This window comes from Qipengyuania aestuarii (assembly GCF_019711535.1).
Taxonomy (GTDB): Bacteria; Pseudomonadota; Alphaproteobacteria; order Sphingomonadales; family Sphingomonadaceae; genus Qipengyuania; species Qipengyuania aestuarii.
Genome location: NZ_JAIGNP010000002.1, coordinates 133,219 through 147,495, shown reverse-complemented (window position 1 = coordinate 147,495; position 14,277 = coordinate 133,219). Strand labels below are relative to the sequence as shown.

At 63.6% G+C, this 14,277-nt stretch carries 12 protein-coding genes; 4 read left to right on the top strand and 8 right to left on the bottom strand.

Annotated elements, in window-relative coordinates:
• Nucleotides 1-7: 7 nt before the first annotated feature.
• Both tldD and K3175_RS05940 read left to right on the top strand, forming a co-directional pair.
• A complete protein-coding gene (gene tldD, locus K3175_RS05945) occupies nt 8-1,435 on the top strand; it encodes a metalloprotease TldD (protein ID WP_221542480.1) in 1,428 nt (475 codons plus the stop codon).
• 83 nt (nt 1,436-1,518) lie between these two features.
• The gene (locus K3175_RS05940; RefSeq protein WP_247710756.1) at nt 1,519-1,932 is read left to right on the top strand and encodes a hypothetical protein; all 414 of its coding nucleotides are present in this window, start codon (nt 1,519-1,521) and stop codon (nt 1,930-1,932) included.
• 60 nt (nt 1,933-1,992) lie between these two features.
• On the opposite strand, the gene K3175_RS05935 is transcribed toward K3175_RS05940, so the two are convergent.
• The 6 genes from K3175_RS05935 to guaA form a co-directional block, all read right to left on the bottom strand.
• On the bottom strand, nt 1,993-2,640 hold the full coding sequence (locus K3175_RS05935; RefSeq protein WP_221542479.1) for an endonuclease III domain-containing protein: 648 nt from the start codon (nt 2,638-2,640) through the stop codon (nt 1,993-1,995).
• 3 nt (nt 2,641-2,643) lie between these two features.
• On the bottom strand, nt 2,644-3,795 hold the full coding sequence (locus tag K3175_RS05930) for an alkene reductase (RefSeq protein ID WP_221542478.1): 1,152 nt from the start codon (nt 3,793-3,795) through the stop codon (nt 2,644-2,646).
• 102 nt (nt 3,796-3,897) lie between these two features.
• The gene (locus K3175_RS05925) at nt 3,898-4,161 is read right to left on the bottom strand and encodes a YrhK family protein (protein WP_247710755.1); all 264 of its coding nucleotides are present in this window, start codon (nt 4,159-4,161) and stop codon (nt 3,898-3,900) included.
• Between the two features lie 22 nt (nt 4,162-4,183).
• Nucleotides 4,184-4,894, bottom strand: a complete 711-nt coding sequence (locus K3175_RS05920; protein ID WP_345719326.1) for an endonuclease III domain-containing protein — start codon at nt 4,892-4,894, stop codon at nt 4,184-4,186.
• Nucleotides 4,895-4,906: 12 nt separating this feature from the next.
• Nucleotides 4,907-5,914 carry a zinc-dependent alcohol dehydrogenase family protein gene (locus K3175_RS05915; RefSeq protein ID WP_221542477.1) on the bottom strand — a complete coding sequence of 336 codons (1,008 nt, stop codon included), beginning with the start codon at nt 5,912-5,914 and terminating at the stop codon, nt 4,907-4,909.
• A gap of 83 nt (nt 5,915-5,997) precedes the next feature.
• On the bottom strand, nt 5,998-7,572 hold the full coding sequence (gene guaA, locus K3175_RS05910; RefSeq protein WP_221542476.1) for a glutamine-hydrolyzing GMP synthase: 1,575 nt from the start codon (nt 7,570-7,572) through the stop codon (nt 5,998-6,000).
• Between the two features lie 906 nt (nt 7,573-8,478).
• Between guaA and K3175_RS05905 the strand changes: the two genes are divergently transcribed.
• Nucleotides 8,479-9,372, top strand: a complete 894-nt coding sequence (locus tag K3175_RS05905) for a hypothetical protein (protein WP_221542475.1) — start codon at nt 8,479-8,481, stop codon at nt 9,370-9,372.
• Here the strand turns inward: K3175_RS05905 and K3175_RS05900 are convergent.
• Together K3175_RS05900 and K3175_RS05895 are read right to left on the bottom strand one after the other, a co-directional pair.
• A complete protein-coding gene (locus K3175_RS05900; protein WP_221542474.1) occupies nt 9,369-10,070 on the bottom strand; it encodes a ZIP family metal transporter in 702 nt (233 codons plus the stop codon). The genes K3175_RS05905 and K3175_RS05900 overlap by 4 nt on opposite strands.
• Nucleotides 10,064-11,449 carry an L-serine ammonia-lyase gene (locus K3175_RS05895; RefSeq protein WP_221542473.1) on the bottom strand — a complete coding sequence of 462 codons (1,386 nt, stop codon included), beginning with the start codon at nt 11,447-11,449 and terminating at the stop codon, nt 10,064-10,066. The genes K3175_RS05900 and K3175_RS05895 overlap by 7 nt, the downstream gene beginning before the upstream one ends.
• Nucleotides 11,450-11,578: 129 nt before the next feature.
• On the opposite strand from K3175_RS05895, the gene gyrB reads away from it, so the two are divergent.
• Complete coding sequence (gene gyrB, locus K3175_RS05890) at nt 11,579-14,128, top strand: DNA topoisomerase (ATP-hydrolyzing) subunit B (RefSeq protein WP_221543127.1); 2,550 nt, start codon at nt 11,579-11,581, stop codon at nt 14,126-14,128.
• Nucleotides 14,129-14,277: the final 149 nt, after the last annotated feature.

The window sequence follows — 14,277 nt, the reverse complement described above, 5'->3', positions numbered from 1 at the left end:
CCCTTGCATGACCCAACCGCTCACCGATCCGCTCGCTCTCGTTTACGGCAACAAGCTTTCGCCCGACGAGGCCCAGGCACTGACCGCCAAGCTGCTGGCACCGTGCGACGATGGCGAGCTCTACCTGCAATTCATTGCTTCGGAAGCCTTTGGCTTCGACGATGGACGGCTGAAAACCGCCGACTATTCACGCGATTCGGGCTTTGGCCTGCGCGGTGTTTCTGGCGAGACCACGGGCTTTGCCCATGCGAACGAGGTGAGCGCGGCGGCGATCACCCGCGCCGGCGAAACGCTCAAGCTGCTCGATGCGACAAGTCAGCCTCTCGCCGCTCCGCCCGAGCGCACCAACCGCCATCTCTATACCGACCTGTGCCCGCTCGATCTCGTGCCGTTCGAGGAAAAGGTCGCCCTGCTCGAAAAGATCGACGCTGTTGCAAGAGCGAAGGACCCGCGCGTGGCGCAGGTCTCCGCCAGCCTGCTGGCAAACTGGGGCGTGATCGAGATCGTGCGGCCCGATGGCCATATCGCGCGCGACATCCGGCCGCTGGTCCGGCTCAACATCCAGGTCGTCGCGGAACAGAACGGACGGCGCGAAACGGGTTTCTATGGTCTTGGCGGCCGCTATCTTTACGACCGCCTATTCGACGAAGGGGCGTGGATGCGCGGGATCGACGAAGCGGTGCGCCAGGCGCTGGTCAATCTCGACAGCGTGGCTGCTCCGGCGGGTGAACAGACGGTTCTGCTCGGCCCGGGATGGCCGGGCGTTTTGCTGCATGAAGCTGTCGGGCACGGGCTGGAAGGCGATTTCAACCGCAAGGGCACCAGCGCCTTTTCGGGCCGGATCGGGGAGCGCGTGGCCGCCCCCGGCGTGACGGTAGTCGACGATGGCAGCATGGCCGAACGGCGTGGTTCGCTGAGCATCGACGATGAAGGCACCCCCACCCGCGAAACCGTGCTGATCGAGGACGGCATCCTCAAAGGCTACATGCAGGACCGCCTCAACGCCCGCCTGATGGGTGTCGAAGCCACGGGCAACGGCCGCCGCGAAAGCTATCAGCACGCACCTATGCCGCGCATGACCAACACTTTCATGCAGAGCGGGAACGACGATCCGGCCGAACTGCTGAGCCGCGTGGACGACGGCATTTATGCCACCAGCTTCGGCGGCGGCCAGGTCGACATCACCAGCGGCAAATTCGTCTTCGCATGTACCGAGGCTTATAAGGTCGAGAAAGGCAAGATCGTCGCCCCGATCAAGGGCGCGACCCTGATCGGCGATGGGCCCAGCGTGCTGACACGCGTCAAGGGCATCGGCAATGACATGACGCTGGACGAAGGCATCGGCATCTGCGGCAAGGGCGGCCAGAGCGTGCCTGCGGGCGTGGGTCAGCCGACGCTTCTGATCGACGGCATCACCGTTGGCGGTACTGGCTGACCGTCGCAGCAAGAAGGCAACTCATCGCCGGTTCAGGCGTTGGGATGTAAGAGATCGAGGTTGGGCTATTTGGAGAAACGATCATGTTGAAACGTCTTGTCCTTTCCGCCGCAGCCATCGGCGCGCTGGCCGGCCCTGTCGCTGCGCAAACCGCTGAAGCGCCCGCCCAGACCCGGGGCGAAGCGAAGCTGGCAAAAATGCTCGAAGGCCGCGTAGCAGGCGAGCCGGAGCGTTGCATCCGCACCTTCGGTTCCAAATCGCTCACGCAAATCGACGACACCGCCCTGGTCTACAAAGATGGGGACACGGTCTGGGTGAATTATACCCGCAGCCCGGATTCGATCGACGATGGCGATTATCTTGTGATCAAGAAGTTCGACGCGACATCGCTTTGCCGGACCGATCAGATCACGACCTACAGCCGCACGGGGAACTTCTTTTCCGGAGTGATCTTCCTCGACGACTTCGTGCCCTATCGCAAAGCGGACGAGGGCTGAGCGAAATCAATTAAGTCGGGCGCCAAGGGCTTCAGGCAAAGCGCCTGCGGTCCCTAGGCCTCAAGCCTGACCGGAGTACCACTCGCACAGGCCGCTGATCGGGCAGGTCTCGCACTTTGGCGTGCGGGCGGTGCAGACGCGCTTGCCGAACTGGATCAGCCAGAAATGCCCATCATGCAGCGCCCATTGCGGTGAACGCTCTTCAAGCTGCGCTGCCGTCTTGTCGGCCGTTTTGGCCCGGGTGAGTCCGGTGCGATTGCAGACGCGGTGTACATGCGTATCGACAGCAATCACGTCCTTCCCGAAAGTGAAGCTGAGAACGATGTCGGCGCATTTTCGGCCGATTCCCGGCAGGCTCATCAACCCTTGGCGGGTTTCGGGCACCACACCGCCATGTTCGGCCAGCAAGGTCTCGCAGAAGCGGCGGATCGAGCGGGTCTTGTTATTGTAGAGACCGCACGGCTTTATCGCTGCCGCAATGGCGCGATCGTCCAGTTCCAGCATCTCTTGCGGCGTGGTGGCAAGCGCGAACAATGCCGCGCTTGCCTTGGCCGTATTCCGGTCGAGCGACTGGGCCGAAAGCATGCAGGAAATGCACGAGCGGAAGGCATCGGGCTGACCTTTCGGCCCCTTTGCCCCGGGTGTCCGGCCCGGCATTTCCTGCGCGAGGATGCGGTAGACTTCCTCGACTTGCGGCAGGGTCAGCAAGGCTCAGGCCGGAAGTGCATCGTCCACCTGCTCGAGCGAGGGATAGTCGGTATAGCCTTCGGCACCGCCGCCATAGAAGGTTTCCTCGTCGGGCTCGTTATAGGGGCCATCCTGCGCGATGCGCTCCGGCAGGTCGGGGTTGGCGAGGAAGAGCCGGCCGAAGGTCACCGCATCGGCGTGACCATCGGCGATCCACCGCGCCGCCTCTTCGGGTTGGAAATTGCCATTCGCGACGAAGGGTCCGTCGAAAGCCTCGCGCATCCGGTGAAGGATCTTGTCACCGCTTTCGTCCTTGCCCTCGCCCGTATGTGAATTGGGCCGAATCACATGCAGATAGGCCAGGCCGCGGCCCGCAAGTGCCTTGGCGGCGGCGGGATAGGTTTCCTCCGGCTGGGCGTCTTCCGTCCCGCCCGGGCCGCCCTGTGGCGAAAGGCGGACGCCGACGCGATCGGCCGGCAGGACGTCGCAGACGGCATCCACCACTTCGCGCATCAGGCGCAGGCGATTGTCGAGACTGCCGCCGTAATCGTCGTCGCGGTCATTGGTCGCAGACCGGATGAACTGATCGATTAGGTAATTGTTGGCGCAGTGCACCTCCACCCCGTCGAACCCCGCATCCGCCGCGCATTTGGCGGCGTGGCGATAATCCTCGATCAGGCCGGGGATCTCGTCGGTGCGAAGGGCGCGAGACTCCTGGAACGGCACTTGCGGGCCGTCTTCATGCCGGTCCCCTACGAAGGCCTCGCCATCGGGCGTCCAGGCGGAAGCGGAAACGGGCTGGCCCCCGTCAGGCTGGAACACGGGATGGCTGATCGCCCCCACATGCCAGAGTTGGCAGAATATCCTTCCCCCTGCCTCGTGCACGGCATCGGTCACGACTTTCCAGCTTTCCACTTGGCTTTCAGTGAAAATGCCGGGCGTCCAGGCATAGCCCTGACCCTGCTTGCTGATCTGCGTGGCTTCGCCGACAATCAGACCGGCGCCGGCGCGTTGGACATAGTAAAGTGCGTGGAGCCCGGTCTGCTCATTCGTCTTCGCCTCGGAACGGCTGCGCGTCAGCGGCGCCATAAAAATCCGGTTCTTCGCTTCGAAGGCGCCGATAGAAACAGGTTCGAACAGCGGCTTCAGATCGGCATTTTCGGTTTTGATCGACATGATATCTCCAAAAGGATGTTTAGCTGGCCAACGGATGAGCAAGCAGCCGCGTTCCGCAGCGGGCCTGCCTCCGGTCGCACCTGTGCTGCGGCTCGTGCGCCGTTAGTCCGCGCGGTTCTCCTCCCACTGTCTTATACCTGGCAAGCTGATTAGGAATTCGCCCAGTGCGCCGACGAACATCAGCGCGCTCCCGCCGATGAACAGCCACACTCCGGCAGTTTGCAGCGAGCTGAAGCTCGGCAGGAACAGTATGCTGCCAAGGAGGAAGGTCAGATTCCCGATCAGGCCGATACCGCGGTGGATCCAGCCGAAATCGTGAAGCAGCGTCGTGAGAAATGTGCGAATGGGTCTTCTCCCATGTTTCAACCCGTACTTATCCGGCCCGTACTTATCCGGTGCGTGCGAGGCCGGTCTTGCAAAGCGATTGCGCCGTGCATGCTGCGCACTGGGGCGCGGCGGGGCGGCACCATGTCTGGCCCAGCTTCTTCATCAGCAGATGATGCTCGTCGAAATCGGCCCCGGTCCATTCATCGGGCATGGCGGGCATGATCGCGGCAAAGGCCTTGTCGGTGGTCGCCTTGGGTGGAACCAGCCCCATGCGTTGCAGAATGCGCGTATGATGGCTGTCGAGAACGATCGCGCGCCGATCCAGCGTGGACGCATTCATTACCCCGGCGGCGATCTTTCGCCCGATCCCAGGTAGCTGCTCGAGCCACTGCATCGCAGCGAGCGCATCCATTTTCGCTAGATGCGCCAGATCCACCGCGCCCCGGCGCTCGATCAGCGCGGTAAGGCTGGCCTTCAGCCGCTCTGCCGCGACATTGGGATAGGTCTGTGTGGCAAGTTCCGCCTGCAATTCCTCCAGCGGTGCCTGCGCGACGGCCTCGAACGAGCCATATCGCTTCAGCAGCCGGTCGGTCGCCGCATTCGACACTTCGGATTTGGTGCGCGCGCCGATCACGCCCTGCACCAGCACCCATTCCGGCCTGCGCCACTGTGCCGCTGCCCGCTCGATCCGCCCGAACCGCTGAACCAGCAGCGCCTGTAGGCGGCGCAGCGTTTCGGTTCGCGGATCGGGACCGAGATCGAGCAGGTTCACGTGCGAGGCGCTTCAGATTTCGATGGCGATCTTGCCCAGGTGCTTGCCGCTTTCCTCGTGGCGGAAGGCATCGGCGAGCTTTTCCAGCGGGAAGCGATCGCTGATCTGGGGTTTCAGTCCATTGGCATCGATCGCCGCAATCATGCGCTGCTGCATCACCCGGCTGCCGACCGTAAGCCCCTGCAAGCGGCCCATCTTGCGCATCAGCGCTGCCGTTTCGACTTCGCCGGATTGCCCGGTGAGCACTCCGATCAGATGGATATGGCCGCCGGGACGGATAGCGGCGATCGACTGGTTGACCGTGCCGGGCCCGCCGACCTCGATGACGTGATCGACACCCTTGCCATCGGTCCAGTCGAAGGCGGCATCGCCCCAATTCTCGCACGACTTGTAATTGATCGTGTGGTCGGCGCCCAGATCGCGGACCGTCTCGAGCTTTTCATCCGAGCTCGACGTGGCGATGACCTTCGCCCCCGCCGCCTTGGCGAACAGCAGCGCGAACAGCGAAACGCCGCCAGTGCCCTGGAACAGCACGGTCTGGCCGGGGACGAGCTTACCATCCTCCATCAGGGCACGCCACGCGGTAAGTCCGGCGCAGGGCAGGGTCGCAGCTTCCACGAAATCGAGCGATTGCGGCGCATGGGTAAACGCATTGGTGCTCTTGGTCACCATTTCGCGGGCGAATCCGTCGATGCCGTCACCGGGGGTGGTTTCGAAACTGCCGATCGGCGGCGCGCCTCGTTCCCAGCGGGGAAAGAAGGTCGAGATCACCCGGTCGCCGACGGCGAACTCCTCCACGCCTTCTCCGACAGCGACGACTTCACCGGCCCCGTCGGAAAGAGGAATGCGCTTGTCATCGGTCGGGATCATGCCGGCGACCACGGCATAATCGTGGAAGTTCAGCGAAGAGGCGTGCAGCTTGACCGTGATTTCGCCGGCGGCCGGGGTGCCGGGTTCGGCGATATCGGCCACCTCCAGGCTATCGAGGCTGGCGGGGGTGCGGACGCGGACGGCTTTCATATCAGTTGCTCCGTTGGAATGGGGTTTTCCTTCGCAACGGGCCACTGCAAGCTTGGTTCATGCCTTTATGGCGGAAGCCGGAATTACTCCCACTCGATGGTGCCGGGCGGCTTCGACGTATAGTCGTAGACCACGCGGTTGATGCCCTGCACCTCGTTGACGATGCGGGTCGCGACATTGCTCAGGAACGCGCCGTCGAAAGGATAGACATCCGCCGTCATACCATCGGTGCTTGTCACCGCGCGCAATCCGCATACGCTGTCATAGGTGCGGTAATCACCCATGACGCCGACGGTCTTGACCGGCAGCAGCACGGCGAATGCCTGCCAGATCGCATCATAGAGGCCCGCATTGCGGATCTCTTCGAGATAGATCGCGTCGGCCTTGCGCAGGATGTCGCAGCGGTCCTTGGTGACTTCGCCGGGGATACGGATGGCGAGGCCGGGTCCGGGGAACGGGTGACGGCCAACGAAGATGTCGGGCAGGCCCAGTTCGCGGCCCAGCTCGCGCACTTCGTCCTTGAACAGTTCGCGCAAGGGCTCCACCAGCTGCATGTTCATGCGTTCGGGCAGGCCGCCGACATTGTGATGACTCTTGATCGTGACGCTCGGGCCGCCGGTGAAGGAGACCGATTCGATCACATCGGGATAGAGCGTGCCCTGCGCGAGGAAATCTGCCCCGCCGAGCTTATTCGCCTCTTCCTCGAACACATTGATGAATTCCGCGCCGATGAACTTGCGCTTCTTTTCAGGGTCGGTCTGGCCCGCGAGGCCCGCCATGAAGCGCTCTTCGGCATCCACCACCACCAGCGGAATGTTGTAATGGTCGCGGAACATGGTCTCGACCTGTTCGCGCTCGTTCATGCGCAGCAGGCCATGGTCGACGAAAACGCAGGTCAGTTGTTCACCGATCGCCTCGTGGATCAGGATCGCGGCGACCGAGCTATCGACCCCGCCGGACAGGCCGCAGATGACCTTGCCGTCACCCACCTGTTCGCGGATCTCGGCGATCTTGGTCGCGCGGTATTCGGCCATGGTCCAGTCGCCGGCCAGCCCGCAGACCTTGTGCGCGAAATTGGCGATCAGCTTGGCGCCGTCGGGCGTGTGGACCACTTCGGGGTGGAACTGGGTACCGTAGAACTTGCGGCTTTCATCGGCGATCACCGCGAAGGGCGCACCGTCGGATACTGCCACGATTTCAAAGCCTTCGGCGAAGCGCGTTACCTTGTCGCCATGGCTCATCCAGACCTGGTGGCGCTCGCCCTCCTGCCACAGGCCGGCGAACAGGGCGCAGGATTTGGTGACGGTGAGGAAAGCGCGGCCGAATTCGCCGCCTTCACCCGTTTCATGCCCGGGGCGCACTTCGCCGCCGAGCTGGTGCGTCATCACCTGTTGGCCGTAGCAGATGCCGAGGATCGGCGGGCCCGCCTCGAACAGCAGTTCCGGGGCGCGCGGACTGCCTTCGTCAGGCACCCCGGCAGGCGATCCCGACAGGATAATACCCTTGGGTTTCAGCCGCTTGAAGGCCTCTTCCGCCTGAGAGAAAGGGGCGATTTCCGAGTACACCCCGGCCTCGCGCACACGGCGCGCGATGAGCTGGGTGACCTGGCTGCCGAAGTCGACGATGAGGATGGAATCGGGGTGGTGGGATGCGTCCATGGGGAGCGGTTACGGGGGGTTTTGGGCGCTGTCCAGACTGGGGCTGGCGGGCGGCGGCATTAACTTGCGCAAAACGCAACACTTCCTGACCTTTTCTCACTTTAGTTCACACAACGGCAATATTATTACAAGCCTCACAGCCGGGGCGAGAACCTCTCTCCAAGCAATTTCTCGTCCGGCAAAGAGATGGCGGCAGCGCTTCCCAAGAGCCTGTCGTCGCCTTCCTCCGGGCCGGCGGCCCAGTCGAATGACACTGCATTCCTCCTAGTGCAGGCGTCGCTCCCCCGGAGGCGATATGGCAGCGAGTAGAGACGCGGCCGCCGACACCTCCTCTCCCCCTCCCCAAGTGTCCGCGCCGCGTCTCGAACTCCTGCCGTACATCCGTAAATGGGGGTGGCAGTCGCATGGCCACCTGCCTCGCCGCATGCGCAAGAAAAGAAGGAAAAGATCATGACCGCAGCAGTTGGCCGCCTGGCCTTTCTCATCCTTGCGACCGGGTTCTCGAGCATCGTTCTCTCGCCCGCGTTCGTCTGATTACAGCATTGTTTCGGACGGGCCCGCCCCGTCCTCCGACCCATGCCGCGCCGCCGGTTCGCGAAGTCTGCCCACCAGCAGTTTCTCGAAAAGGCCGCGCGGCATGTGTTCGATTGCGTGCAACTATGGCGCGAGGCGCATTTTGCTGCGCATCCCCCTCAAGTGTTCCGAAACAGGCCCCGAACACCCTCTTGATCGGCGGGAATTAAGCCGGTCACCCCCCTGCCCGGTGCCGAACCGGCCCGGAAGCGCCCCGCCCCCCGTCAGTATTCCAGATTCCCGTGCGATCGCCCCCTGGGCGACGGCGGCAACCCCGTTCATCCAGCCGACAGGCCGCCAGCCATAACCCCGCCTGAACAAGGGGGTAATCGAATGACGCAATCGAGGCTTGGCCTGATGGGTGCCGCCATGCTGCTGTGGACCGGTACAGCGCAGGCGCAGGAACGCATCATCGATGCCGATGACCCGGTGATGACCTTCACGGTCGACGGGCAGGAAGCCGCGTTCGAAGTGACACCCGATGCCCCAGGCAATCCCGTGCTCTCCGCGGCATTTGCCGAGCGGCTGGGCCTCGAAGGCAGCATGGTGGCCGGCGTTCGCATGATCGGGACCACCAAATTACGCGCCCAGAGCAATCTGGTCAGGATCGATCTCGGCGAAGGCAAGCCCCAGAAGCGCCGGGCCTTCTTCTTCGACACCGAAGCCTGGCGCTATCGCGGCGACGGCATTTTGGGGCCGGTATCGCTGCCCGACCCGGTCATCACCTATCGTCTGCGCGATGTGCAGGAAGGCGAGCGCGAAGTGACCCTGCCGATGGTCGAACACAAACGCGGCGGCTTCTACACCCGTCTGCCGATCGGGGAGGATACCATCCCGACCTTCTTCACCTTCGAGCGCGAGGAAACCATGGCCAATGCCGCCGCTGGCGCGATGCTCGCCCAGGCTTACGGTGCGCGGATGGAAGGGGAGGCCCGCGACCTGCATATCGAATTCGGCATCGAGCGGCCCGTGCGCAGCCTCGTGTTCCAGAACGGTTTCACCCTCGGCGAGCTACCGGTGACGAATGTGGTCGTACGCTCGCAGGACACCGGCTCGACCGCCGCGATCCCCGACGAGGCCAGCGATCCCAATGAGATCATCGTGGCGGGCGGCAAGACGAAAACGGAGCCCCGGCTGTCGATCGGCACGGCCAGCCTGAAACGCTGTTCCTCGCTCAGCTTCGACCGCAAGGCGGAAGTCATCCGCCTGTCCTGCAAGCTCGACTAGGCCGAAAAACTCGACAGGGTGAAGGCCAAGATCGCGCCCAGCGCGGTGGCGACGCCTGCCCAATGCGCCTCGGCCTTATAGGCCTTGGGGAAGACCTCGGTCGCCAGGCTGGCTATCACCGCGCCTGCCGCCACGCAGCGGATGATGGCGAGCGTGCCCTCGCCCGCGCCGGTCAGCAGCAGATTGCCCGCAACCGCGGCCAGCGACAGGATCGCCGCCGTGCCGATCCACAGCCACAGAACCTTGGCGCGGGAATGCCGCCCCCCGGCCATTTCCTTCGCGCCGCCAGCCGCTTCGGGCAGGTTCGACAACAGGATCGATCCCGCCAGCGCGGCCACTTCCAGCCCGCCCGCGCCGATCAGCGCCACGCCCAGCGCGAGGTTTTCCGGAATCCCGTCAAGCGTGATCGCCGCCAGCAATCCGCCGCCCGAATCGGACCCCCATTTCTCGTCGATAAGATAGTCGGCGACCGCGAAGGTTATCGCCCCCGCCGCCACGCCGAGCATGGCGTGAAACACGCTGCTCTTGTCGATCGAGGGCTGGATCAGCTCGCTGGTGACCGACAGCAGCAAGGCCCCGCCCGCCAGCGCGACGAGGAAGCCTTCGAGCTTTTCAGGCAGCTTGCCGTAAATGCCCCAGGCGGCCCCCACGACCAGCGCGCCCGAGACCACCAGCACCACGGCGAGCAGCATCAGCATTCGATGACATTCACCGCGAGCCCGCCCTGGCTCGTTTCCTTGTACTTGTTGCTCATGTCGAGCCCGGTCTGGCGCATGGTCTCGATCACCTGATCGAGGCTGACCAGCGTTTCCGCGCCCGTGCGGTGCAGCGCGAGCCGCGCGGCATTGACGGCCTTTACCGCGCCGATGGCATTGCGTTCGATGCACGGCACCTGCACCAGCCCGCCCACCGGATCGCAGGTGAGGCCGAGATTGTGTTCCATCCCGATTTCCGCCGCGCTGGCGATCTGCACGGGTGACGCGCCCCAGAGTGCCGCCAAACCGCCCGCCGCCATCGAACAGGCCACGCCCACTTCGCCCTGGCAGCCCATCTCCGCGCCGGAGATGCTGGCGCGCTGTTTATAAAGGAGGCCGATCGCGCCTGCCGTCAGCAGGAATTTGCGGCGGCTGTCGCGGCAGGGTTCTTCGCCCGCCGTCACGCAGTAGAAGCGGATGACCGCCGGGATGATTCCCGCCGCGCCATTGGTGGGCGCGGTGACCACGCGGCCCCCGGCGGCGTTTTCCTCGTTCACGGCCATGGCATAGCAATTGAGCCAGTCGAACAATTGTTCGCGCTCGTTCGATTGCGGATTGGCGGACAGCTTGTCCCATAGATCGGGCGCGCGGCGTTCCACCTTCAGCCCGCCGGGCAGGATGCCGCGCTGCGTCAGCCCGCGTTCGATGCACTGGTCCATAGCCTGCGCCACGCGGTCGATGCCCTCCATCGTCTTGTCGCGCGGGCGGAAGGCGTCTTCGTTTTCCAGCACCAGATCGGCGATGGTCAGCCCGGTCTCCTTGCAGGCGGCCAGCAGTTCGGCGGCCGAGCCGAAATCATGCGGCACGCTGGTGCCGGTGTTGATCCGGTCGCCCTTGGGCTTGCGCTTCAATTGCGTTTCGGAAGCCACGAAACCGCCGCCGGTGGAATAATAGGTGCGCGCCGAAAGCTTCTCGCCCGCCTCGTCATAAGCGGCCAGCCGCATGCCGTTGGGATGCAGATCGGGAATGATGTGCCCGGCCAGATCGATCGCGGTAGATGGATCGAAAGCGATGTCGCGCTTGCCGCCCAGCGCCAGCCGCTTGCTCTCGCGCAGGGCCGCCAGCGCCTCGGCCGCCTCGTCGGGATGGGTGCGATCGGGCGCGAAGCCCATCAGCCCCAGCATGGTGGCATCCACCGTGCCGTGCCCCACGCCGGTCAGCGCGAGCGAGCCCTGCAGTTCCACCGCCACGCGCGCGGCACGGTCAAGCTTGCCGGCCTTGTCCAGCGCCCGCACGAAAGTCCGCGCGATGCGCATGGGCCCGACCGTATGCGAGGAGGAGGGACCGATCCCTATGCGAAAGATATCCAGCACCGAAAGCATGGGCGCGGAGATGCGCCCCAAAGCGTGTGAAATCAACCGGTATCACCTGAAACCGGCCCTGCTTTGACCTGTGGGTAAAACAGGGCCGAAATCTTTGGTTTTTTGCCCCCTCGCGCCTATATGATGGTCATGGACGAGAACATTCCCGAGAGCGGCGAAACCGCCCCTAAAAAGAACGCCTACGATTCCGATTCCATCAAGGTCCTCAAGGGCCTCGACGCGGTCCGCAAGCGCCCCGGCATGTATATCGGCGATACCGATGACGGATCGGGCCTCCACCACATGGTGTTCGAGGTTTCGGACAATGCCATCGACGAAGCGCTGGCCGGGCACTGCGACCTCGTCCTGATCGAACTCAATGCCGATGGTTCGGTAAGCGTGGAAGACAATGGCCGCGGCATTCCGGTGGACATGCACAAGGAAGAAGGCGTCTCGGCGGCCGAGGTCATCATGACGCAGCTGCATGCGGGCGGCAAGTTCGAGAACACCAGCGACGACAATGCCTATAAGGTATCGGGCGGCCTGCACGGCGTGGGCGTCTCGGTCGTCAACGCGCTGTCCGAATGGCTCGAACTCACCATCTGGCGCGACGGCAAGGAACACTGGATGCGCTTCGAGCATGGCGATGCAGTGGAATCCTTACGCGTCGTGGGCGATGCCCCGCCGGTTGCCTCCAACGGCGACGAGGACGGGCTGAAGAAGGGCACGCGCGTCACCTTCAAGGCGTCGGAAGACACCTTCAAGAACGTGACCGAGTTCGATTTCGACAAGCTGGAGCACCGCTACCGCGAGCTCGCTTTCCTCAATTCGGGCGTGCACATCCTGCTGCGTGACAAGCGCCACGAGGAACCGTTGGAGCATGATCTGTTCTACGAAGGCGGCATTGCGGCCTTCGTCAAATATCTGGACCGCAACAAGCAGCCGCTGGTCAATGAACCGATCTCGGTCAGCGCGGAGAAGGAAGGCATCGGCATCGATGTCGCGCTGGAATGGAACGATTCCTATTACGAGAACGTGCTGTGCTTCACCAACAACATCCCGCAGCGTGACGGCGGCACCCATCTGGCCGCCTTCCGCGCGGCGCTGACGCGCACGCTCAACAATTACGCCACTTCGTCGGGGCTGATGAAGAAGGAAAAGGTTTCGCTGTCGGGCGAGGACATGCGCGAAGGCCTGACCGCCATCGTTTCAGTGAAGCTGCCCGATCCCAAGTTCGGATCGCAGACCAAGGACAAGCTGGTTTCTTCCGAAGTGCGCCAGCCGCTGGAATCGCTTATGGGCGAAAAGATGGGCGAATGGCTGGAAGAAAATCCCAACGACGCCAAGCAGATCATCCAGAAGGTGATCGACGCCGCCGCCGCCCGCGAAGCCGCGCGCCGCGCCCGCGAGATGAGCCGCAAGGGCGCGATGAGCGTCGCCAGCCTGCCGGGCAAACTGTCCGACTGCCGCGAACGCGATGCGACCAAGGCCGAACTCTTCCTGGTCGAGGGTGATTCGGCAGGCGGATCGGCCAAGAACGGGCGCGACAGCCAGTATCAGGCGATCCTTCCGCTCAAGGGCAAGATCCTGAACGTGGAGCGCGCGCGCTTCGACCGGATCATCTCGTCCAAGGAAGTCGGCACGCTGATCCAGGCGATGGGCACCGGCCTGCGCGATGAATTCAACCTCGACAAGCTCAGGTATCACAAGGTCGTGATCATGACCGACGCCGACGTCGACGGGGCGCATATCCGCACGCTGCTCTTGACCTTCTTCCACCGCCAGATGCCGGAAATCGTCAAGGCCGGGCATCTCTATATCGCGCAGCCGCCGCTCTATAAGGTGACGCGCGGCAAGTCCGAGGTTTACCTGAAGGACCAGCCCGCCTTCGATCGCTATCTGATCGATGCGGGCCTGCAGGGCCGCTATCTCGAAACCGCGGGCGGGCCGCGTGCCTCGGGCGATCTCGAAGCGCTGGTCCAGCATGCGCTGCGCGTGCGCAACCACATGAATTTCGTACCGCGCAAGTACAAGGCCGACATCGTCGAGGCGATGGCCGTGGCGGGCGCGCTCGATCCCGACAGCGCCGACCGTTCGGCCGCGCTCGCCAAGGCGGCGAGCCATCTGCAGATGAACGATCCCGATGCGAAATGGTCCGCCGAAATCGGCGAGGACGGCCATGTCCGCTTCCACCGCGTGTGGCGCGGGGTGACCGACGTGCACGAGATCGAGGGCAAGTTCGTCGACAGCGCCGAAGCGCGCAAGCTGCACCGCGTGGCGCAGGAAAACGCCGAGGTCTACACCTCGCCCGTGCGCCTCGTGCGCGGCACCGAGGAAGACGCCGAAGACCAGGTCGACAGCGACGATGTCGATGACGGTGAGGACGCTGGGGACAATGCGAACACCGCGCCCGCCGCGGGCGACGACACGCTGATCCTCCCGAGCCAGCTGGTCGACGCGGTGATGGCCGCAGGCCGCAAGGGCCTCAAGGTCAGCCGCTTCAAGGGCCTGGGCGAAATGGATGCCGAGCAACTCTGGGAAACCACGCTCGACCCCGAAAACCGCGCCCTGCTGCAAGTGAAGGTGGAAGACGCCGACATCACGGACGAAATCTTCACCCGCCTGATGGGCGACGTGGTCGAACCCCGCCGCGAATTCATCCAGGCAAACGCGCTGAACGTGGCGAACCTGGATATTTAGGGGGCCGCGCTTCTTGGTCCGTCCTCTTTATAAATTGAATCGTTCGCTAAATATTTTGAATCTCGTCTTTTTCATTCCCCTCCTCTTAGTGGAACCTAATAGAGTGAATTTGGAAGCAATTACGCATATTTTGGACCCATAAACACTGC

What these genes read in the sequence shown, in the direction of transcription:
- tldD (WP_221542480.1), top strand. Translation starts at nt 8, where the DNA reads ATGACCCAACCGCTCACCGATCCGCTCGCTCTCGTTTACGGCAACAAG.
- K3175_RS05940 (WP_247710756.1), top strand. Translation starts at nt 1,519, where the DNA reads ATGTTGAAACGTCTTGTCCTTTCCGCCGCAGCCATCGGCGCGCTGGCC.
- K3175_RS05930 (WP_221542478.1), bottom strand. Translation starts at nt 3,795, where the DNA reads ATGTCGATCAAAACCGAAAATGCCGATCTGAAGCCGCTGTTCGAACCT.
- K3175_RS05915 (WP_221542477.1), bottom strand. Translation starts at nt 5,914, where the DNA reads ATGAAAGCCGTCCGCGTCCGCACCCCCGCCAGCCTCGATAGCCTGGAG.
- guaA (WP_221542476.1), bottom strand. Translation starts at nt 7,572, where the DNA reads ATGGACGCATCCCACCACCCCGATTCCATCCTCATCGTCGACTTCGGC.
- K3175_RS05905 (WP_221542475.1), top strand. Translation starts at nt 8,479, where the DNA reads ATGACGCAATCGAGGCTTGGCCTGATGGGTGCCGCCATGCTGCTGTGG.
- K3175_RS05900 (WP_221542474.1), bottom strand. Translation starts at nt 10,070, where the DNA reads ATGCTGATGCTGCTCGCCGTGGTGCTGGTGGTCTCGGGCGCGCTGGTC.
- K3175_RS05895 (WP_221542473.1), bottom strand. Translation starts at nt 11,449, where the DNA reads ATGCTTTCGGTGCTGGATATCTTTCGCATAGGGATCGGTCCCTCCTCC.
- gyrB (WP_221543127.1), top strand. Translation starts at nt 11,579, where the DNA reads ATGGACGAGAACATTCCCGAGAGCGGCGAAACCGCCCCTAAAAAGAAC.